General features: G+C 56.1%; 20 protein-coding genes. 14 read left to right on the forward strand and 6 right to left on the reverse strand.

Annotated features, from left to right (window positions below):
* Positions 1-2: 2 nt before the first annotated feature.
* The 5 genes from ileS (at position 3) to EMQ_RS02730 (ending at position 7,573) form a co-directional block, all read left to right on the forward strand.
* Positions 3-2,909 carry an isoleucine--tRNA ligase gene (gene ileS / locus EMQ_RS02710; protein ID WP_010666077.1) on the forward strand — a complete coding sequence of 969 codons (2,907 nt, stop codon included), beginning with the start codon at positions 3-5 and terminating at the stop codon, positions 2,907-2,909.
* Between the two features lie 4 nt (positions 2,910-2,913).
* Positions 2,914-3,450 carry a signal peptidase II gene (gene lspA, locus EMQ_RS02715; RefSeq protein WP_010666078.1) on the forward strand — a complete coding sequence of 179 codons (537 nt, stop codon included), beginning with the start codon at positions 2,914-2,916 and terminating at the stop codon, positions 3,448-3,450.
* An 11-nt stretch (positions 3,451-3,461) separates the two neighbouring features.
* Positions 3,462-3,998 (forward strand): DUF3035 domain-containing protein, encoded by a 537-nt coding sequence (locus EMQ_RS02720; protein ID WP_010666079.1) that lies wholly within the window; start codon positions 3,462-3,464, stop codon positions 3,996-3,998.
* A 429-nt stretch (positions 3,999-4,427) separates the two neighbouring features.
* Positions 4,428-6,041 (forward strand): hypothetical protein, encoded by a 1,614-nt coding sequence (locus EMQ_RS02725; protein ID WP_231368015.1) that lies wholly within the window; start codon positions 4,428-4,430, stop codon positions 6,039-6,041.
* A 170-nt stretch (positions 6,042-6,211) separates the two neighbouring features.
* Positions 6,212-7,573, forward strand: a complete 1,362-nt coding sequence (locus tag EMQ_RS02730; protein WP_010666770.1) for an amino acid permease — start codon at positions 6,212-6,214, stop codon at positions 7,571-7,573.
* A gap of 91 nt (positions 7,574-7,664) precedes the next feature.
* Here EMQ_RS02730 and EMQ_RS02735 read toward each other — a convergent pair whose 3' ends face one another.
* Positions 7,665-9,095, reverse strand: coding sequence for a helix-turn-helix domain-containing protein (locus EMQ_RS02735; protein WP_018308498.1), 1,431 nt, complete (start codon positions 9,093-9,095; stop codon positions 7,665-7,667).
* Between the two features lie 133 nt (positions 9,096-9,228).
* Here EMQ_RS02735 and aceA point away from each other — a divergent pair, with 133 nt between their 5' ends.
* The 4 genes from aceA (at position 9,229) to EMQ_RS02755 (ending at position 14,284) form a co-directional block, all read left to right on the forward strand.
* Entirely contained in the window at positions 9,229-10,509 is a 1,281-nt protein-coding gene (aceA, locus tag EMQ_RS02740; protein WP_010665993.1) for an isocitrate lyase, read from the forward strand.
* A gap of 170 nt (positions 10,510-10,679) precedes the next feature.
* Complete coding sequence (locus tag EMQ_RS02745) at positions 10,680-12,899, forward strand: malate synthase G (RefSeq protein WP_010665992.1); 2,220 nt, start codon at positions 10,680-10,682, stop codon at positions 12,897-12,899.
* Between the two features lie 225 nt (positions 12,900-13,124).
* The gene (locus EMQ_RS02750) at positions 13,125-13,538 is read left to right on the forward strand and encodes a CidA/LrgA family protein (protein ID WP_010668607.1); all 414 of its coding nucleotides are present in this window, start codon (positions 13,125-13,127) and stop codon (positions 13,536-13,538) included.
* A 2-nt stretch (positions 13,539-13,540) separates the two neighbouring features.
* Positions 13,541-14,284, forward strand: a complete 744-nt coding sequence (locus EMQ_RS02755; RefSeq protein WP_010668608.1) for an LrgB family protein — start codon at positions 13,541-13,543, stop codon at positions 14,282-14,284.
* 124 nt (positions 14,285-14,408) lie between these two features.
* Here EMQ_RS02755 and EMQ_RS02760 read toward each other — a convergent pair whose 3' ends face one another.
* Positions 14,409-14,915, reverse strand: coding sequence for a hypothetical protein (locus EMQ_RS02760; protein WP_231368014.1), 507 nt, complete (start codon positions 14,913-14,915; stop codon positions 14,409-14,411).
* Between the two features lie 159 nt (positions 14,916-15,074).
* A complete protein-coding gene (gene mscL, locus EMQ_RS02765; protein WP_010668966.1) occupies positions 15,075-15,539 on the reverse strand; it encodes a large conductance mechanosensitive channel protein MscL in 465 nt (154 codons plus the stop codon).
* A 279-nt stretch (positions 15,540-15,818) separates the two neighbouring features.
* On the opposite strand from mscL, the gene rpmE reads away from it, so the two are divergent.
* Positions 15,819-16,046, forward strand: a complete 228-nt coding sequence (gene rpmE, locus EMQ_RS02770; protein ID WP_010668965.1) for a 50S ribosomal protein L31 — start codon at positions 15,819-15,821, stop codon at positions 16,044-16,046.
* A 288-nt stretch (positions 16,047-16,334) separates the two neighbouring features.
* Entirely contained in the window at positions 16,335-16,910 is a 576-nt protein-coding gene (locus EMQ_RS02775; RefSeq protein ID WP_010669154.1) for a DUF1013 domain-containing protein, read from the forward strand.
* 55 nt (positions 16,911-16,965) lie between these two features.
* On the opposite strand, the gene EMQ_RS02780 is transcribed toward EMQ_RS02775, so the two are convergent.
* The gene (locus EMQ_RS02780) at positions 16,966-17,136 is read right to left on the reverse strand and encodes a YdcH family protein (RefSeq protein WP_010669153.1); all 171 of its coding nucleotides are present in this window, start codon (positions 17,134-17,136) and stop codon (positions 16,966-16,968) included.
* Positions 17,137-17,392: 256 nt separating this feature from the next.
* Between EMQ_RS02780 and EMQ_RS02785 the strand changes: the two genes are divergently transcribed.
* Genes EMQ_RS02785 through EMQ_RS02795 form a run of 3 tightly spaced genes read left to right on the forward strand, consistent with a single transcriptional unit; the run spans position 17,393 to position 19,312 of the window.
* Positions 17,393-17,593 (forward strand): YdcH family protein, encoded by a 201-nt coding sequence (locus EMQ_RS02785; RefSeq protein WP_077812842.1) that lies wholly within the window; start codon positions 17,393-17,395, stop codon positions 17,591-17,593.
* Positions 17,594-17,631: 38 nt separating this feature from the next.
* On the forward strand, positions 17,632-18,174 hold the full coding sequence (purE, locus tag EMQ_RS02790; RefSeq protein ID WP_010667454.1) for a 5-(carboxyamino)imidazole ribonucleotide mutase: 543 nt from the start codon (positions 17,632-17,634) through the stop codon (positions 18,172-18,174).
* Complete coding sequence (locus tag EMQ_RS02795) at positions 18,158-19,312, forward strand: 5-(carboxyamino)imidazole ribonucleotide synthase (protein WP_026200262.1); 1,155 nt, start codon at positions 18,158-18,160, stop codon at positions 19,310-19,312. Before purE ends, EMQ_RS02795 begins: the two co-directional genes overlap by 17 nt.
* Positions 19,313-19,421: 109 nt before the next feature.
* On the opposite strand, the gene EMQ_RS02800 is transcribed toward EMQ_RS02795, so the two are convergent.
* Both EMQ_RS02800 and EMQ_RS02805 read right to left on the reverse strand, forming a co-directional pair.
* The gene (locus EMQ_RS02800) at positions 19,422-20,183 is read right to left on the reverse strand and encodes an ABC transporter ATP-binding protein (RefSeq protein WP_010667456.1); all 762 of its coding nucleotides are present in this window, start codon (positions 20,181-20,183) and stop codon (positions 19,422-19,424) included.
* 5 nt (positions 20,184-20,188) lie between these two features.
* A complete protein-coding gene (locus EMQ_RS02805; protein WP_010667457.1) occupies positions 20,189-21,088 on the reverse strand; it encodes an ABC transporter permease in 900 nt (299 codons plus the stop codon).
* Positions 21,089-21,163 lie beyond the last annotated feature (75 nt).

The following is a 21,163-nucleotide window of genomic DNA, read 5'->3' on the forward strand; positions in this document are numbered from 1 at the left end:
CGATGACCGGATCGGACAAGACGAACACGAGCAACGCTGCGGCAGACGGTTTTCGCGACACCGTTTTCCTACCGAAGACCTCGTTCCCCATGCGCGGCAATCTGCCGACACGCGAGCCGGAACTCCTTGCCCGCTGGCAGGAACTGGATCTCGACGGCAAGATTCTCGCCCAAAGCGAAGGTCGACCGCTGTTCGTGCTGCACGATGGCCCTCCCTATGCCAACGGCAACCTGCATATCGGTCACGCCCTGAACAAGATCCTCAAGGACGTGATCAACCGCAGCCACCGGATGACGGGCTATGCGGTCCATTACGTCCCCGGCTGGGACTGCCACGGCCTTCCCATCGAGTGGAAGGTGGAAGAGGAATACCGCAAGGCCAAACGCGACAAGGATTCCATCCCCGTCCTCCAGTTCCGTGGCGAATGTCGCGCATGGGCCGCGAAGTGGCTCGACGTGCAGATGGGCGAATTCCAGCGCCTTGGCGTGCAGGGCGAATGGGCCCACCGCTATTCAACGATGGACTACAGCTCCGAGTCCGCCATTGTCGGCGAAATCGGCAAGTTCCTGCTCAATGGCGCGCTGTATCGCGGCCTGCGCCCCGTCATGTGGAGCCCGGTCGAAAAGACGGCGCTGGCAGAAGCCGAAATCGAGTATCACGACCACAAATCCACAACGATCTACGTCGCGTTCCCCATCATCACCGATCCGACTTCGGCTGGGGCGCTTCGGGATGTATCGGCCGTCATCTGGACGACGACTCCGTGGACGATTCCGGCCAACCGCGCCATCGCCTACAATCCTGAAATCACCTACGTGGTTCTGCGCGCCGACGAGACCGCTGCTGACGCGGCTATCGCACCCGGCATGAAGCTGCTGGTCGCCGAGCGTCTTGTCGAGCAGGTCTGCCGGGATTGCGGCATCCTTGAACACCATATTCTCTACACCATGCCGGGTTCTGCTCTGAACGGAGCCATTGCGGCCCATCCGCTGCGTGGTCAGGGATATGAGTTCAACGTTCCTCTGCTGGCGGCTGAATATGTCACTGACGATGCCGGCACGGGTCTCGTGCACATCGCCCCGTCTCATGGCGAGGATGACTTTGCGGTCGGCAAGGCCAATGGAATCGAAATCCCTGAACTGATCGCGGATGACGGTCGCTACGTGGAGCGTGTGCCGCTGTTTGCTGGCACACACGTGTTCAAGGCCGCAGATCCGGTTTGCGCGGCCCTGTCCGAGAGCATGACCAAGGCTGTCGAAAACGATGCTGCACCCAACGGTCTTCTTGCTCGCGGTGAGCTTGTCCATTCCTATCCGCATTCATGGCGGTCACGGAAACCGATCATCTATCGTGCCACACCGCAGTGGTTCATCCGCATGGATGGCGAAAACCGGATTCGCGAGAAGGCCCTTCAGGCACTGGGCGATGTGACTTTCGTTCCTGCCCAGGCCCGCAACCGCCTGACCTCCATGGTGGCGGATCGTCCGGACTGGTGCATTTCCCGTCAGCGTGCATGGGGCGTGCCCATTGCCGTGTTCGTGAACAAGCAGACTGGCGAAGTCCTGCGTGACGCTGCCGTCATGGGCCGGATCGTGGAAGCCTTCCGCGTAGATGGCGCTGATGCCTGGTATGACAGCGCCCCGTCACGCTTCCTTGGCAACGAGTATAACGCAGCTGATTTCGAGCAGGTTTTCGACGTTGTCGATGTCTGGTTCGAGAGTGGATCAACGCATTCTTTCGTGCTGAATCAGCCCGGCCTGCGCTTCCCTGCCGACCTGTATCTGGAAGGATCCGACCAGCATCGTGGCTGGTTCCAGTCCTCCCTGCTGGAAAGCGTCGGGACGCGCGGCGTCGCTCCTTACAAGACGCTTGTAACCAATGGTTTCGTGCTCGATGAGCAGGGTCGCAAGATGTCGAAATCGCTGGGCAACGTCATCGCCCCGCAGGACGTGAACGATTCGCTTGGTGCTGATATTTTGCGCCTGTGGGTGATGAACTCCGATACGAACGATGACCTGCGTATCGGCAAGGAAATCCTCAAGCAGCAGGGCGAGCTTTACCGTCGTCTCCGCAACACCCTGCGCTGGCTGCTCGGTGCGCTGGATGGTTACACGGATACCGAAGCTGTCCCCTACGAAGAACTGCCCGAGCTTGAGAAATGGGTGCTGCACCGTCTGACCGAATTCGACGGGATGATGCGTCAGGCCGTCGAGACGCATGAATGGGTCGGTGTTTACCCTGCCCTGCACGGTTTCTGCACAACTGACCTTTCGGCCTTCTATTTCGACGTCCGCAAGGATGCGCTCTACTGCGACGCCCCTGACAGTCTGCGCCGTCGTGCGGCGCGCACGGTGCTGGATGTGCTGCATCGTTGCCTTGCTACATGGCTTGCACCGGTTCTGGTCTTCACGGCTGACGATGCGTGGACGGCCCGTTTTGGGAAAGACTCCTCCGTTCATCTGGAAGCCTTCCCTGTCGTTCCGGAAGAATGGAATGATCCGGAACTTGGTGATCGCTGGACGACCCTGCGTGCTGTGCGTCGGATCATCACCACGGAAATCGAAACGGCTCGCCGGTCAGGGCAGATCGGCTCTTCGCTACAGGCGGCGATCGAACTGCCTGTGTATGAAGACAAGGTCTCATTGTTTGACGGTGTGGACTGGGCCGATCTGGCGATTGTCTCGCAAGCTGAGTTCTCCATCATTCCTGAGGAGGCACCTCAGCCTGAAAATGGCACGGGTGTTCCCTGTGGCGTGCCTGTCGTGAGTGTGGCTGATGGTGAGAAATGTGTTCGCTGCTGGAAAGTGCTGCCTGAAGTAGGACAGAACGCGGCCTATCCTACGCTGTGCGTGCGGTGTGCGGATGTTGTGGCTAGCGGGCTGGCCTGTTCTTCCGCGACTGGCCACTGAGCGTATGCGGCTTCATTACCGTTCGCTGGCGCTCGGCCTGTTCTGTGCCGCCATCGTCTTTCTGGTCGATCAGCTCTCCAAATACTGGATTCTGTTCGACTTCCAGCTGCCGGAAAAAGGCTCTGTCGCCATCTGCCCGGGCCTGAACTTCACGATGGTCTGGAATCACGCCATTACCTTCGGGATGTTCGGCGGAGCCGGTGCAGCGGGCCGAATCATTTTTTCCGTCATTTCACTGGCTATTGTCGCGGGCCTGCTGACATGGATCGCGCGGACCCCTCGCCTGTTGATCGCGGGACTGGCCGGGGCCATTACAGGTGGCGCGGTTGGTAATGTGCTGGATCGCCTACGTTATGGCGCGGTTGTCGACTTTATCCATGCTCATGCTTTTGGCTGGTCGTGGTATGTCTTCAATATCGCTGATGCAGCGATTGTGTGTAGTGTAGCAGGTCTGATACTGGACAGTCTGTATCGGGAGCGGCAGCATCCTCCCAGACAGGATGCCGGTCGGGTAGTCGAACGGAGCGCCGGGGACAAGTGAGGCAGAACAGAATGCGAGTAATCGTCGGATTTCGACATGTAGCTCTTGGACTTGGACTAAGCGCCCTGCTGACAGGGTGTGCAGGCAGTGATGTCACCCGTGCCTTTGGCCTCCAGCGGAATGTGCCGGATGAATATACGGTCACAACGCGGGCACCGTTGTCCATGCCGCCTTCAACCGAACTGGTGAAGCCCGGCACCGGCATTGATCATACCCGCGACGAAAGTCAGCGGATGGAAGCTCTGGAAACCCTGTCACCTGATGTTGCGTTGCATGGCACGTCCGGGCCAGACAGTTCAGGTCAGACGATGCTCATTAACGAAGCCGATGATGCCGCCGAGCAGGCGGATCAGGGTGAACTGGGCAAGGCTGGCGAAGGTTACGTCGATGCCCTGTTATTCTGGAAAGGTGGCGGTGCGGGATCTGTGGTGGATGGTGATGCGGAAAATCGTCGCCTGAAAGCCAACGCTGCCTTGGGAAATCCGCCAACCAAAGGCGCCACCCCGACCAAGAAAGCCAAGAAGTCCAAGGTGCTGGGAGTTCTGTGAAGTCGCTCTTCTGAATAATCAGAACTTTTATTGCTGATAGCATCTATGAAAAGCAGCTCCTACCGAGCTGCTTTTTTATTTTCATTTCAAACAGACAATAAGAAAGAAATATATTTCAAAAATAATTTTATAGCAAAAGCTTTTATAGTCATTTTGATTTTAGAATCGTTATCATCTACTTTATTTTTTTGCACAAACAGAACAAAACATAAGATAAATACATAATTACTTAAATTTATTTTATATTTATTTATAATATTTTTTAATTACTAAAAATAACAACACAAAATAGATATTTTCATAAAAAAATAAATTATTTATTTTCTTGTATTTATAAATTTCGGAAAAAGCTACGCGCTTGAATATAATATATCATTATGTAATAAATATAAAAAATGTCGTCAGCCTCATCAAGAGCCGACGAGTAAAATGAGAAAACTGATAGAGTCCAAATTGTTGCTTGAGAATAACGGCTCATTTACAGTGCTTACAAAGACAACAGTCCTCCAGCACAAAAGCAAGGTTGCCCTATTCACTTTCACTGCACTCTTTTCCCCTCTGTGTGGAAATGAAGCTCAGGCGGAAACAACACTTGCTTCCGCCAAAAATGTTACGATCATGGGTGCTCTTGATATCGGTGGCTCAGCTTTCTTCCTCCCGAACACGAACTTCGGTGCAGGCTCGTATGAACCTCAAAAGAACGGAAGTTATATAAAAAACAAGAACTCCTCCTACGGCGAGCTTTACGGGAAGCCCATGCTGAGCGGTCGGTGGGACACTTCCTGGGGATTCAATGTTTTCGGCATGATCTCCGCAGTCGGTTCCACCACTCTCGGTGATGGTGATGCTGAAAGCATTTCACAGACATCCGGCACTCCCCGCGCTGTCACATTGGAAGATGCCAATCTTGGCGTTGAGATCCCGCTCCACCTTTTGAAAGGCAGGCAGAAACTGATTATTGAAGGTGGGCGCCAGCGTTTTCAGATTGACGATGGTTTCATGATCGGCAAAGGCGCGTATAGCTCCGGCAGTCGCGGTGCCTGGTGGTATGCTCCACGCTTTGCTTTCTCGGGTCCCGGCATTGTCAAATTCGAAGCGGATTCAGTGCGAGCAGACGTTTTCATGCTCGAGAACAACAGCGACAATGATCAGGACCAAGGATACGACCGCCCCAAAACGAAGTTTGAAGGTTTTGACGTTACCTGGTTCAGGAACAAGCCAGGCGGACATGGTGCATCTTTGTATGAAGATCGGGCTGCTTATGTAACGTTGACCTATCTCCATGTTCGCGATTCCGACAGCTCCTCTCACTACAATTACAATTATCGAGGCAGCCGTGATGGAATGAATGTCGCCTCACTGAGCTGGGGAGGAACACCCATTCCCATAAAATCTTTGGGAATATCGAAAAACTTTACATTTTATGGAGATTTTGTCGCAGAAGAAAACAGTCATGCCCGCAACGGTTATCAGTCGACAGAAGCTTATGGAATGTATTTCGAACCGGGCTACGTTTTTTCAATGTTGCCGTGGAAGCCCTACGTTTTCTATCGTTACACCCGGTTCGGGGGTGCCAAGAACTCGCATGGTTCTGTCAAGAGAAATTACGATCCGCTGTTTCTCTATGATGGACGCCGCTATACATATGGCGGCTACTGGCCGGGTGAAATTGTCGGCATGTATCTGTCGCCACTTTCCGACGTGGAGATTCATCAGTTCAATATAACAGCAGTACCGCCGGTACATATTCTACGAAAAGATGACGAACTGACAATCGGTGCGCATTTCTACGACCTTGGACTGCTCTATCCGGGAGGAATGGGACTGCCGCAGAACACGAAACGGCATATCTCGGATGAAATCGATTTTTCAGCCGAATACAAATATGACGAGACACTTTCAGGAGCCGTCGCGGGTGGCGTTGCCTTTTCCGGTCCAACTGCCAAGGCCTTTGCCCGATCTGGCGTTCCGGAAGGGTTCAAGACCCCCACCATCGGTCAGCATGCCGGCATCATTGAGGCCTATTTCTACAAACACTTCTAAAATGGTATGGCGTTCCTTGACCTGAGCCAGCACCTAAACTGTAATGACTCCGGAACAAAAAGGCGCCATGCTTTCTCATTCAGCAACATTGCTGATCTATCATCAGGGTTTTTCTTTCTTCTGCCAGGCAGAGGTGACGGAAACAGACATCTACAGAGGATCTATCTCTCATGGCGGAGCAGAATAACGCAGTGAGCACGCTACAGGAAAACGGCCTGAAAAACCGACACATTATGATGATTGCGCTTGGCGGCGTCATTGGGGCTGGTCTGTTTGTCGGAAGCAGCGCTGCGATTGCGGCAACCGGTCCCGCCATCCTTCTGGGTTTCCTTATGGTCGGCATCCTGATCTTCATGATCATGCGCATGCTCGGGGAAATGGTGATCGCCGATCCGGGACGTGGATCCTTTGTGGAATATATCCGCAAGGCTCACGGCGACCACGTTGGGTTTACATCTGGCTGGCTCTACTGGTTCTTCTGGGTTGTCGTTCTGGGTAGTGAAGCCATTGCCGGCGCCATGCTGCTACAGGACTGGATCAATCTGCCTGTCTGGGTTCTGTCTCTCGGTCTGATCATCCTGCTTCAGCTGATCAATTTCGCCGCTCCCCGCATCTTTGGTGAATGCGAATTCTGGCTGTCCGGCATCAAGGTTCTCAGCATTCTGCTTTTTGTCGGCATTTCCCTGCTGTACGTTTTCCACATCTTCGGTCCGGGCGTGCCTGCTGCTGAAAATTTTCTTGGCCATGGGGGCTTTTTCCCACATGGCTTCATTTCTGTTCTTTCCCTGATCCCGACCATTCTGTTCACCATGATGGGTTCGGAAATCGCGACTGTCGCTGCAGCTGAATCGTCTGAGCCCGGCAAGAATGTCGCCCGGGTGACGCGCAGCGTCGGCATCCGCGTCACGCTGTTCTATCTTGCTTCCGTCACCATGATCCTGCTCGTTATTCCGTGGACCAGTGTTGTCGCAGGAAAGTCTCCTTTCGTGACCGCGATGGATGCAATGGGTATTCCCGGCGCTGGTCTTATTACCCGCATTGTCATCCTGAGTGCGGTTCTATCGTGCCTTAACTCAAGCATGTACATCACCTCCCGCATTCTGACGGAACTAGCCGACAAGGGTGACGCACCCGCTATCCTCACCCGCAATTCGACAGCTGAAGCCCCTCGCCTCGCCATTCTGGTGAGCAGCATCGCAGGAGCGGTCGTCGCCTTCTCATCCATCCTCGCACCAAAAACGGTTTTCGCTTTTCTGCTGAACTGTAGTGGTGGCCTGATCCTGCTGATCTACTGCCTGATCGCCTCTTCCTATATCGTTGCGCGTCATCTGGCTCGTAAGGATGGAACGGAAAAAGAGAACTTCGCGCTGCCGCTGTTTCCTGTGATCAACTACATCACGATCGGCGCTGTGGTTCTGGTGTTCATCGCCATGCTGATCGATCCTGAAGAGCGTATGACGGCGCTCAGTTCTCTGCTGACTGCTGTAGGATGCTACATTCTGGCGAGAATTTTCGCCAGCAAGGCAACATGATTGGAAAACTGCCACTATCATTCGTTTCTTGAAAAAAGGAGAAGACGGAAATTCCGTCTTCTCCTTTTTCATGGTGTGTCCGGTTCTTCTTTCACGGTCCTTCAAACGGTATGGGTCTTAGGACACGTTCATTGATGTCCGGGATCAGACGATGCTTCAGCGGTGGGAAAGCCCGGGACCGGCAATCCTCCCAATCACACAGATGGCAGGAAATACCGATCGAGGTCGGTCGTGCATCCAGATTGAGATGGTCGGAATACACCACCTCCCGTGCCCGGGAGAGATCACACCCAATGGTGATAGTCCGTATGGGACGCGCATCGCCCCAGCGTTGAGCCATACCCATCGAACTTCTGGCGATTGACAGAAAAGACTGCCCCGTCGTGAAGGCGACAATCTGCGTCTTGATCTGTCCCAGCGTTGTAAAGGCTGTGCAGGCGTTCCATTGCGGACAGGGATTGCCCTGACGCGGAATGGGAAAACCGCAGGCTGAAAAACTTTTACTGATGTTTCCTGCCGGGTCCGTCCTGACAAAAAAGAACGGCACGCCACGAGCGCCCGGACGTTGTAGGCTGGCGAGGCGCTGGGCCGCCTGCTGATAGGACACACCAAAACGAAAGCTCAACACTTCCATATCATAGCGGTTGGCGACAGCCATTTTCAGAAAAGCCATATAAGGCATCAGCACCGCCGCAGCAGCGTAATTGGTCAGACCAATCTGCAGAAATGTCCGCGCCTCTTTGGTGCTCGGTTCCATTTCTGTCAGCAGCGCCTCCACCACATCCCGCGCTTCCAGCAGCATGAGCTGAAACGCCAGCTGGAATCCGCGGCTTTCACGCGGCAGAAGATCGGAAAGAACAAGCTGGCGCGTGACAGGATCATAACGTCTCAGGGCGTCATCGAGCGGCAGAACCTGCACAACCACACCATGTTTCTGACGCAGTCGCGTCGCCACGGCGTGATTCACTTCCGCCTGCGGTAGTCCCTCTCCACGGACAAATCCCATATCCCGCGCCATTTCTTCGCGCACGGCCTCCGCAATTTCCTCCAAGGCGGGAAAATAACTGCGATGTTCGTCATAGATCTTCCGCACTTCCTCCTGCGGCAGAACAAGACGACGCCCTCCCGGTAACGCCATCCCCTCAGCATCGTGACGCGCGGCCCGATAGGCCTGATGCAGCGCCAGAATCGCCTTGGCGACATGAGCCTGCGAGGCGACCGCCGCGACCTCATGGGCCGTCCCTTCCATGTCGTTCCCCAGTTCCGGGTCCGATAGCGCCTCCCTAAGCTGGGCCTCAAGCTTCTGCTCCTCCGAGCCTGAAAGCGCCTCGATGCTGACATCGAGCGCGCGGGTGAACTTGATCAGGAGAGTGGCCGTAACACTCCGCTGATCATGTTCGATCAGGTTCAGATAACTCGCTGAAATTCCCAGTCTGGCGGCCAGAGCCTGCTGTGAAAGCTCCCTTTCCTGCCTGAGACGACGAACAATACGGCCAATGCGTGTTGAAGATGATCCTGTCATGACATAATTTACAAATATAGAGTTATTTTTGTAAACGAATTTACAGCATTCATTGGAAACTGTTCCTTTTCTGTAGAAGTAATCAACGAAACCATATTAACTGAAAACATCACAAACAAGAAGGAACAACGCCATGTCCGTTGAAGCCATCGAAAAGTTCATCAGCGACAAGACCCGTTTTGCCGGTATCGAGCGGGATTACACCGCGCAGGATGTGGCGAAGCTCTCCGGGTCGTTCACCGTGGAACACACGATCGCACGGATGGGTGCCGAGCGCCTGTGGAAACTGCTGCATGAAGAGCCCTACATCAACTCGCTGGGCGCTTTGACTGGCAATCAGGCCATGCAGCAGGTCAAGGCTGGTCTCAAGGCCATCTACCTGTCTGGCTGGCAGGTTGCGGCGGATGCGAACCTCGCAGGGCAGATGTATCCGGACCAGTCACTCTATCCGGCCAACTCCGTGCCGAATGTGGTGTCACGCATCAACAACGCGCTGCGTCGTTGTGACGAAATCGCGACTCTGGAAGGCAAGGGCGACAAGACCTACTGGATGGCTCCAATCGTGGCCGACGCAGAGGCTGGTTTCGGTGGCGCGCTGAACGTGTTCGAACTGATGCGCTCCATGATCGCAGCGGGTGCGGCAGGTGTTCACTTCGAGGATCAGCTTGCGTCCGAGAAGAAGTGCGGTCATCTCGGCGGCAAGGTGCTGATCCCCATTTCACAGCACCTGCGTTCGCTGAACTCCGCCCGTCTGGCCGCCGATGTTGAGCGCACGCCGACCCTGCTGGTCTGCCGTACGGACGCGCATTCCGCACAGCTTCTCACGTCGGACGTGGACGAGCGTGATCGCCCGTTCCTCACCGGTGAGCGCACAGCGGAAGGCTTCTTCCGGATCAAGGAAGGTCTCGGCGTCGAATACGCGATAGCTCGTTGCGAAGCCTACGCCCCGTATGCCGACCTGCTGTGGTGGGAGACGTCCGAGCCGAACCTGAAGGAAGCCGAGCAGTTCGCCGAGGCGATCCACAAGAAATTCCCCGGCAAACTGCTGGCCTACAACTGTTCGCCTTCTTTCAACTGGAAGAAGAAACTTTCGGAAAAGGAGATTGCCGAATACCAGAAGACCATCGGCAAGATGGGCTACAAATATCAGTTCGTCACGCTTGCGGGCTTCCACGCGCTGAACTTCTCCATGTTCCAGCTTGCGAAAGGCTACGCCGAGCGCGGCATGGCGGCCTACTCCGAGTTGCAGCAGGCCGAGTTCGCGGCGGAGCCGGAAGGCTACACCGCAACCCGCCATCAGCGCGAGGTTGGCACGGGCTGGTTCGACGCGGTCGCCACGACGGCCAGTGGTGGACAGTCCTCCACAACGGCCATGCACGGCTCCACCGAGCATGACCAGTTCAACCATCACTAGGCACTGACCTCCCGCGCCGGGAGCCGATCCGGCGCACATCGTTCCGTCCAGCTGCGAAGACGGGCGGGACGATGGTCCTCATTTTATCGAAGCATCCGTGACGGTTTTCCGGCCCCTGTACATCCAGAAAGGCGCAGCCGGCAGACCGTCACGGACCCGGAGACACGACCATGACCACGCATATCCAGATTGAAGGCATCAGCATCGATCGCGGTCTTCATACGTTCGTCAACACCGAAGTTTTGCCGGAAACCGGCGTTTCACCGGAGACGTTCTGGGCGGGCGTTTCCGGTCTTGTCGCCGAATACTCCCCTAAAGTCCGTCATGCGCTCGCGCAGCGCGACCGGCTCCAGAAGGCGATCGACAACTTCCTGATCGGCAGCAGCGGCACGGACATGCACCTCCGCACCCGCTTCATGCGAGAGATCGGATATGTCGAGGAGCTGCCACCAAAATTCACGGTTTCCACTCAGAATGTGGATGCGGAGATCGGTCGGATCGCCGGACCGCAGCTCGTGGTGCCCGTCAACAACGCCCGCTATGCCCTGAATGCCGCCAATGCGCGCTGGGGCAGCCTATATGACGCGCTGTACGGCACGGACGCCCTGCCCCAGACACCGCCTTTCCAGTCCGGTACGGAATACAATCCTCTCCGGGGCCGCATCGTGGTCCGACGCGCCAAGCTGTTCCTTGACGAGACAGTGCCGCTGCTCATCGGCAGCCACGCAGATGCAGTGTCCTATTATGTGCATCATGGCGAACTGCACGCGAAGCTCGAATGCGGCCGCACGACAGGGCTGAAGCACCCGACGCAGTTCGCCGGTTTCGCAGGTGCACCGGGAGAGCCTCGGGCTGTGCTGTTCAACAATCGTGGCCTGCATATCGAACTGAAGATCGACCGTTCCTCTCCGATTGGCAGTGTGGACAAGGCTGGCATCGCCGATGTGATTGTCGAAGCCGCCATGAGCACCATCATGGACTGCGAGGATAGCGTGGCCGCCGTAGACGCGCAGGACAAGGTTCTGGTCTATCGCAACTGGCTCGGCCTGATGCGCGGCACGCTGACAGCGGCAGTTCCTCGCAACGGTCAGGTCACGAACCGCACGCTGGCTCAGGACCGCACCTACACCGCACCGGACGGCGCGCCGCTCACGTTGCACGGTCGCAGCCTGATGCTGGTCCGCACGGTCGGCCATCACATGTTCACCGACATGATACTGGACGCTGAAGGCAACGAAACACCGGAAGGCGTGATCGACGCCGCGATCCTGTCTGCTATTGCGCTGCATGATCTGCGCGGCAACAGCCCGGTCCGCAACAGCCGCATGGGCTCGATCTATCTCGTTCGCCCGAAGATGCACGGCTCGCAGGAAGTCGCGCTGTCCGACGCCATCTTCACCTCGGTCGAGGAAATCCTGTCCCTGCCACGCAACACGCTCAAAATGGGCATCATGGACGAGGAGCGGCGCACAAGCTGCAATCTTGCCGCCTGTATCAATGCGGCCCGCGAGCGCGTGTTCTTCATCAACACCGGCTTCCTCGACCGCACGGGCGACGAGATCCACACCTGCATGAAGGCCGGAGCCGTCGTGCGAAAAGGCGACATGAAGAAGGAGCCGTGGATCAAAGCCTACGAGCAACGCAATGTCGCCATCGGGTTGGAATGTGGTCTCGGAATCGGGCCGCGCGGTCACGGACAGATCGGCAAGGGCATGTGGGCGATCCCGGACCGGATGGCCGACATGCTGGAACAGAAGGGTGCGCAGATGCGGGCGGGCGCCAGTACGGCGTGGATTCCGTCTCCCACAGCCGCCACTCTTCACGCGCTGCATTATCATCAGGTGGACGTAATGGAGGTCCAGAAGGAGCTCAAATACCACGCGCCGCTGCCGATGGAGGACCTGCTCTCCCTGCCCCTCGCTCAGGGCGCGCACTGGTCGGAAGAGGAAATCGCCGCCGAACTCGACACCAATCTTCAGAGCATCCTCGGCTATGTGGTGCGCTGGGTGGATATGGGCGTCGGCTGTTCCAGAGTGCCTGACCTGAACAATGTCGGACTGATGGAAGACCGCGCCACGCTGCGGATTTCCTCGCAGCATGTCGCCAACTGGCTGATGCACGGGGTCGTGTCTGAAGCGCAGGTCGAAGCCGCGCTCATCCGCATGGCGCGGATGGTGGACGAGCAGAATCAGGATGAGGCCGGTTATATTCCGCTCTCCACCCATCAGGATGGTCCCGCCTTCATGGCGGCCCGTGAACTGGTGTTCGATGGCGCACGTCAGCCGAATGGCTACACGGAGAGCATCCTGCACAGACGACGCAGGGAGGCCAAAAGCCGCCACAGCATCGAAGGTGTCTCACAGGAAGACATGGAATTCGCCGCTGATTGAAAGCGGTCCGTTTCTTCCCTGTGATGACCAGCGCGAGGCGTTCCGACCGGTTCCCGGGGGTCGGAACGCCTTCCCGTTAGCTGGGAACGCATAAATGTGGTTTGCCAGTGATCGGGTTGCGGGCAACATTCAGGTTCGCAACCCTTTACAAATCGGGGAGCACGACGCCCGGCCCTCTCTTTTTCGGTTCGGGCGTTTGCTGCGCCTCCAAAAAGAAGAAAAGCCATGCCGGAAGCTTTCCTTATTCTGATTCTGTTCCAGCTTGTTGGGTCCGCTTTACAGACGGTTCTGCATCTCCCGGTGCCCGGTCCGGTGATCGGCATGTTCCTGCTGGCCGCTGCCCTGCTCTGGAAACGCAGCCGGACACGAACGGACAAGGCAGCCTCTTCCTTTGACAGCCCTGCCCTGTCCTCCCTGTCCCGCAGTCTGATCGCCTGCCTCGGACTGCTGTTCGTCCCTGCCGGAGTGGGGCTGGTCACGCAGATGCCGGTGCTGCTCGCCAATGGGTTACCGATTGCAGTGGCGCTTTTCGGATCGACACTTCTCGGACTGATGGTGACAGCGTTCGTGATGCACAAGGCGACCCGTGACCGTCCCTCACCCGAGCGTATCCCCGACACTGGCGGACAGGTGCTCTGACAATGCAGTCACTCTCTCACACGCTTCATCAGATTTATGCGCGTTTTCTGCCCGAGCCGAACATGGAAACCCTGTTCTGGCTGAGCGTAACACTTGCGGTCTTCGCGCTGGGCGTAAGGCTACAGATCCGGCTTGGTCGTGCGCCTTGGGCCAATCCCGTGCTGTTTGCGATCGCTTTCGTCGCACTGGGACTTCTGGTTACGGAAACGCCCTATGCCACGTATTTTCAGTCAGTGAAGATCATCAACTTTCTGCTTGGACCTGCCACCGTGGCGCTGGCCATTCCGCTGGCTGATTCCATTCGTCTCGTCACCCGTAGTCTGCCCGCCATGACATTGGCGCTGCTGGCTGGATCGATAACATCCGTGGTCAGCGGTGTGTTGCTTGTTCTGCTGCTGGGTGGCTCACACGATGTCGCCCTGTCCATGGCTCCGAAGGCCGTGACGACGCCGATCGCCATCGCCATCACCACGCAGATTGGCGGTATTCCGGCTCTAACGGCGGCCTTCGCCATTCTGGGCGGGATCATCGCGGCCATGATTGGCGAGACGACCCTGCGACGGTTGGGGATTACGGACTGGCGCGCGCATGGACTGGCGGCTGGTATCGCGGGTAGCGGGATCGCGGCGGCTCAGGTGGCGCAACGTGACCCTGTGGGGGCTGCGTTCGCGGCGCTGGGGATTGGTCTGAACGGACTGGTAACGGCGATTATTGTGCCGCTGATCCTGTATTTTCTACCCGGATAAACGGCTGTTTCAGAGAAGGATTTCTAAAAACAAAATCACAAAAAAACCGCTTGTAATGTCCTTACTTATTGCTTCGATATCATGGAGGCATAGGAGAGCCGTCCATTTATCTTTTCAGAAACAGCTAGTGTTCGTTTTTTTCCTTGTCGCCATCCATGTGTGTTTCCACAGTCGATTTCCCTTCTCTTGCAAGCTTTTCTGCTCGCAGGACAGAAATTTTCTGAATGATCTGTTTCTTTATCTTGGAGAGTGCCGCGACAAGAAGCCGGTCCATTCCTGTTTTTCGCAGAATAAGCCGCATATGCAGGGGTAGATGATCGATAACAATATTGGCTACCCTGACAATGATCAGTTCATCTGCGATGATTTCAAAGGCAGCGGAACCGGCAATCTTTGATATGGCTCCTTCAATGTAGGGCCAATATTTTCTGATGATCGCAGCTTCTTTCAGGGACAGGGTTTTATTCCTGAACCAGACAGCATTTCCTCTGACATCCGCGATTTTCTTTAAAGAGACTGAAATCTTTGAGCGAACCCGTTTGCTCCCATCTTTTTCTTCGGGATGCTGTGATGCATCACACTCCGGGTCTGTCTGTTCGGCAGGACGAACTTCCCGTTCTTCGGAGATCATAAAATTTTCCATTTTCAAAGCATTTTCATGAAACGCTGTCCTGCATAACAGCCCGATCCTGTTGGGAGCAAAACAACTTCATCCGACATCAGCAGCCGCAGACAAAAAAAGAGGAGCCTAGGCCCCTCTTTATCTGCAGTCTCACACAGAGGAACTGTATCAGCTGTGTGGCTGCTGATGAACAAGCGCGTCACGAATTTCCTGGAGCAGCACTTCACTCTTCGTCGGCGGCGGAGGAGCGGCTGGCTCTTCAGCCTGTTTAGTATGCAGCTTGGACAGCAGACGCACCATCCAGAAGATGACAATGGCGACAATCAGGAACTGAATGACGGCATTAATGAAGACACCGTAGTTGAGGGTAACGGCGCCCGCCTTCTGGGCTGCGTCAAGTGTCGGCTCGACAGGACCTTTAAGCGTCACAAACAGATTGCTGAAATCAATACCGCCTGTAGCCAGTCCAAGCACCGGATTGAACACATCCTTGACCAGGCTGTTCACAATTGCCGTAAAAGCCGCACCGATGATGACACCGACGGCCATATCAACGACATTGCCCCGCATGATGAAGGCTTTGAAGTCATTGACCCAACCCGGGGTATGCACAGCAAGTTTCTTGTCTGCCATAAGATCCTCTAAGAAATAACGTAGCCCTGTCTTACCGACTACTCACTTGGATTTACAACAATAGATTAACCTTATGGCAGCAAATGGGCGAACAAGCTGGTTTTTCGGTCACAGCAAGTGAAAAATCCATCAAAGGATTTTCTGCAGAGCCGTCATATTCCTGGTGCGGGAAATTGCCGTTTTCTCCGCTTTCTTCGTTGCCATACCTGTCCGATCCGCCTATACGTGCGCGATCCATTCCCGGTCGGCATCGGGAATTTTTTCTTAGAGAGCGTTGAAATGAAACAGAATATTCACCCTGACTATCACGAGATCAACATCATCATGACCGATGGCACCGAATACAAGACGTATTCGTGCATGGGCTCGGCTGGCGACACCCTGCGTCTTGATATCGACCCGAAGTCTCATCCGGCCTGGACTGGCGTGCAGCGCATGATCGACAGCGGAGGCCAGGTGGCCAAGTTCAACAAGCGTTTTGCTGGCATCGGCAAGCGCAGCTCCTGAGAAAAGGATCTTCCTGAAAAGAACAATTTCTTTCAGGGATGAGCCGGAAAAACCCTGCACCGCAACCCGGTCGCAGGGTTTTTCTTTTTCGCCCGCCTGTCCTGCAATATCTTTCCGTTTGTCCAGACTTACGATTTTCGCTTGACCCCATCGCAAGCGGCGGCCATTACCGTACATAACCGCGCGCCGGCAGGCACGCTGGGACGGGCCCGACGAAGGCCTTGCCCGTAAAAACCGATCCCGGTGCCTGCGTGAGCGCCAAGAGACCACGCAGCAACAGGATCGACGATGAGCACGCTTCCTCTTATGCCCAAAGCGACAGCCGTCTGGCTGATCGAAAAGACTGCCCTGACCTTCACGCAGGTCGCTGAATTCTGCGGTATGCACCCGCTGGAGGTACAGGCGATCGCTGACGGCGAAGTTGCTCAGGGAATTGTGGGATATGATCCTGTTGCCAACCGTCAGGTCACGGCGGAAGAAATCAGCCGGTGCGAAGCTGACCCCAATGCAAAACTGAAAATTCTTTCGACAGTCAATCCTGTTAAGCGCCGCGCGAAAGGGGCCCGCTATACCCCGGTTGCGCGTCGTAATGACCGTCCGGACGGTATTGCTTTCGTGCTGCGCAATTTCCCGCAGATTCAGGATCAGCAGATCGCCAAGCTGCTCGGCACAACCAAGGATACGATTGCCAAGGTTCGTGATCGCCAGCATTGGAACAGCCAGAATATCAAGCCACGCGATCCGGTGACACTGGGCCTGTGCAGTCAGATGGATCTCAACGCCGCCGTCGCCGCTGCCAATGAGCGTCTGACGCGCGAAGGGCAGGAAGTGCCGCAGCCCATGCCGATCGAAAGCGAAGACTGAGAATACTCATGGCTGCGCCTGTCCTTACAGACGCAGCCAGTCAGGAGGCGCTCCCTCAGGACGTGGCCCTGACCCGGTCCATCTCTTCCTTGACCGTGAGTTTCTGCAGTTTGAGACGCATCAGAACATGCTGATCAGGCATGGGACGATGTCCTTCATCATGGATTTTCGCATCAAGGACGGAATGGCGGCGGCTGAGGCTTTCGAGGCGTGACTGCTTGCTCATTGTTTCACTCTCCGACTGGATAGTTGCAACAGCATGATGCTAGCGCTGTCTGCCGCCAATCCGACATGAAAAATTGCTCATGTTTCACGGTTTATTTTCGACCCCGCCACCCTTTCTTCCCTCCCAAGAAGATTCTGGGCACTGGTGCAAGACAATCCGTTGGCTTAACGTGACAAAGATCAGGGCTGATGGTCTCACGGATGTGTAAAGCAGCTGTTCGTGGTGAATATCACTGGACGAGAATGCCGGAGGTGCGATGCTGAGTGATCGGGAAAGTATGCTGCGCAGGCTTCATGAACTGCGAAGCGAACATCGTGATCTGGATACGGTCATTGACCGTCTGGTTCATGAACCGATGGATCATCTCCAGCTTCAGAGGCTGAAGAAACGCAAACTCCTCCTCAAGGATGAAATTGCGTGGATCGAGAGTCATCTTATTCCGGACAATATTGCATAACCGCAATGGTCTGGTCAGGTTCCGAGATTTGAGAGATCATGGATAATATTGAAAACCAGCCTGAAGCGGCAGCGGATGATGCTGTGAAACAGGAATCCGGGGCGCCACGTGTCGGAATCATCATGGGAAGCCAGTCGGACTGGGAGACCATGCAGCACGCCACGCTGACTCTGGACGCGCTGGAAGTCCCTTACGAGACAAAGATTGTCTCGGCGCACCGCACTCCTGACCGGCTGGCGGAGTATGCCCGCACGGCCACTGACCGGGGCCTGTCAGTCATCATCGCCGGAGCGGGCGGCGCGGCCCATCTGCCCGGCATGTGCGCGGCATGGACAAGACTACCCGTTCTGGGCGTGCCTGTTGAATCCAAGGCGCTAAAGGGCATGGACAGCCTGCTCTCCATCGTCCAGATGCCCGGTGGTATACCGGTCGGCACGCTGGCGATCGGCAAGGCGGGCGCTATCAACGCCGCCCTGCTCGCCTCCTCCATTCTCGCCATCTCGGATGCGGACCTTGCGGCCCGGCTCGATACATGGCGCGCACTCCAGACTGCCTCGGTACGCGATGAACCCGAACAGTAAGAACGATTTTCTGCCACCCAATTCGGTTCTTGGTATTGTCGGAGGAGGCCAACTCGGACGCATGTCCGCCATGGCTGCCGCCCGTCTCGGCTTCCGCTCACATATTCTCGCGCAGCACGAAGATGAGCCGGGACTACAGGTTTCACATGGAGCCACGATCGGTTCCTTCAACGATCCCGCCGTCCTGAAGCGTTTTGCCGAAGCCGTTGATGTCATCACATTCGAGTTTGAGAATGTGTCTGCAAACGGCCTTGATCTGATGTCAGATCTGCGCCCGGTCCGCCCTTCCGGCAATATCCTGCGAATCAGTCAGGACCGTGAGCAGGAAAAGACATTTCTTGGTTCCATCGGCATTCCAGTCGCGCCCTGGAAAATCGTCACGGATGAGCAAAGTCTCGCGGAAGCCGCCGAAACGGTGGGGTATCCCTTCATCCTGAAAACGACCCGCATGGGTTACGACGGCAAAGGTCAGTTTCGCGTCCATAACGCCGAACAGTTAAACGAGGCACTGACAACTCTTTCTCCCAAACCGCTGGTGGCGGAAGGGATGGTCGATTTCGCCATGGAAATCAGCGTCATGGTGGTCCGTGGTGTTGATGGAACCATCCGCACGTTCCCAGCGACTGAAAACCGGCATGTGTCAGGCATTCTGGATATCAGCCTCGCGCCTGCCCGTATCAGCGAGGAAATGGCAGCCGAAGCCGGCAGGATCGCCTGCCGTATTGCGGAAGGCCTGGATCTGATCGGCATTCTGGGCGTCGAGATGTTTGTCGGCCGCAAGGGTGAACTGCTCGTCAATGAGATTGCTCCTCGCCCCCACAATTCCGGCCACTGGACGATGGATGCCTGTCCCTGTGACCAGTTCGAGATGCATGTTCGTGCTGTGACCGGGCTGCCTTTGCCGGAGCCTGTACGTCACTCAGATGCGGTCATGAAAAACCTTGTGGGACCGGACGACATGGCCTTGTGGCCTGAAATCGTTGGGACGCAGAGACTGATCCCACATCTTTATGGCAAACGGGAAGCCCGGCCCGGTCGCAAGATGGGCCACGTCAATGTGCTTTTCCCTTACGGCTCGATGCCGGGAGAATTTGGCGTGCAGGCTGCGCTGGGACCATTGGCCGGTTCGACAGAATAGTTTTTCTACTTCGGGCGACCTGTGCTTCCAGCAAATGGTTGCCCGAATGCCGTCACACGTCAAAGTCAGACGGGCATAAGGGTAGCGCCTCTGAACGGGAGCGCCGATTTTAACTTCCAGCATCCAGATAGACTGGCAGCACATCCGCAGGGCTACCATCCATCACGATTTTGCCCTGCTCCATCCAGAGCACGCGCGTGCACCATTTCTCGACAATGGATGGCATATGGCTGGAAATCACCAGAATCTCCGCCCCTTCAACCAATCCTGCGATCCGGCCTTCCGCACGCTGTATGAACGTAGCGTCTCCGGCCATGAACCACTCATCCATGATCAGGATTTCGGGCATGATCGCTGTCGCCAATCCGAACGCCAAACGCAGACTCATGCCTGAACTGTAGGTCTTCAGCGGAAGGTCCATGAAAGCCCCCAGATCGGCGAAGGATTCCACATCCTGCTCGACCTCCCGGATGGCCTCGTTGGACAATCCGAAAAACAGCCCCCTCAGACGAATATTCTCCCGTCCTGACAGTTCGAGGTCCATGCCAAGAGATGTATCCAGCAGTGTCCCTACCCGCCCCCGGACAAGCACACGTCCTTCGACCGGCTCATAGATACCGCTGAGCGCTCGCAGGAGCGTTGTCTTGCCCGCCCCATTCCGTCCAATCAGCCCAAGGCGCTCTCCGGGTTTCAGGGAGAAATTGATGTGGCTCAGGGCCTGCACCATGATCCGGTTGCGGTCATCACGGGCGAAGCGGCTGGAAGTCGTTTTCCCATTCATGGCGCCCTTCATGGTCTTTTTCAGACTGCGTGCATCGCCGTGATAGAGCGGAAAGGAGATGGACAGGTTTGTGACGTCGATTCCGGCCATATCGCTTACACCCAGTAAGCCAGACGACCGCGCAGGCGGGCGAACAGCAGAAAGGAAACGCACCACAGGACCACGCTGTAGACCACAGCCGCCAGCCAAATGGATGGCCTGACTGGCAACCCCATAAATGGCCCACGCACGATCTCGATCAGCGGATAACAGGGGTCGAGCAGCATATATTGCCGCCCCATATAAATAAGATCGGGTTTCCAGAGGATCGGCGTCACAAAAAACAGAATCTGCATGATGTTGGCGGCGATCGGCGGCATGTCCCGGAAGCGCGCGCCCAACACGCCCAGCAGCAGAGTCAGGGCGTAAAGATCAGCAAACCACAGGAAGATACCTGCAGGCAGTGACCAGTTAAGCGTCGGCATGATGCCAAAGAAAACAAAGAGCACCACAATGACGCCAACACTATGCAGAAAAGTCAGAAGATTCCTGACCATCACCCGCATGACATGCACTGTGAAAGGCATCCTGATCGAATGGATCAGATTGACCGTGCTGGTGAACACGCTGCATCCGTCCGTCACAATGCCACTCAGATAGGCCCACAGCACGAGGGAAAAGCACAGGAATGGCAGGTAGGCCTTGAGGTCCGTGTGCAGCAGCGTGGCATAAAGCACCCCCATCGCCGCAACAAGGATGATGGTGGAAAAAGTAACCCAGAACGGCCCAAGCAGGGAGCCGCGGTAACGCATTTTTATGTCGAGCCAGCCAAGCGTCCATCCGAGGCGGAACAAACGGAAGCTGCCGAACAGATCATTCAGCGCGTGACCGATGTGAGCCGTCCCACGCTCGGGCTGCAGATCCATGACCGGCACGTCGCCACGCGCCGCAAGCTCTGCCGCAACATGGGGCTCGTCCGTAATGGGCTCTGCTACCCCTGTCGGTTCTGACGTCACGGGAGGCTCTCTCTCGTCGTCCGGCCGTTTTGTGCTGTTCATGCCTGCGCGATAGACAACCCCGCAGAGAAGCGC

The sequence above is a fragment of the Acetobacter aceti NBRC 14818 genome, from assembly GCF_000193495.2.
Taxonomy (GTDB): domain Bacteria; phylum Pseudomonadota; class Alphaproteobacteria; order Acetobacterales; family Acetobacteraceae; genus Acetobacter; species Acetobacter aceti.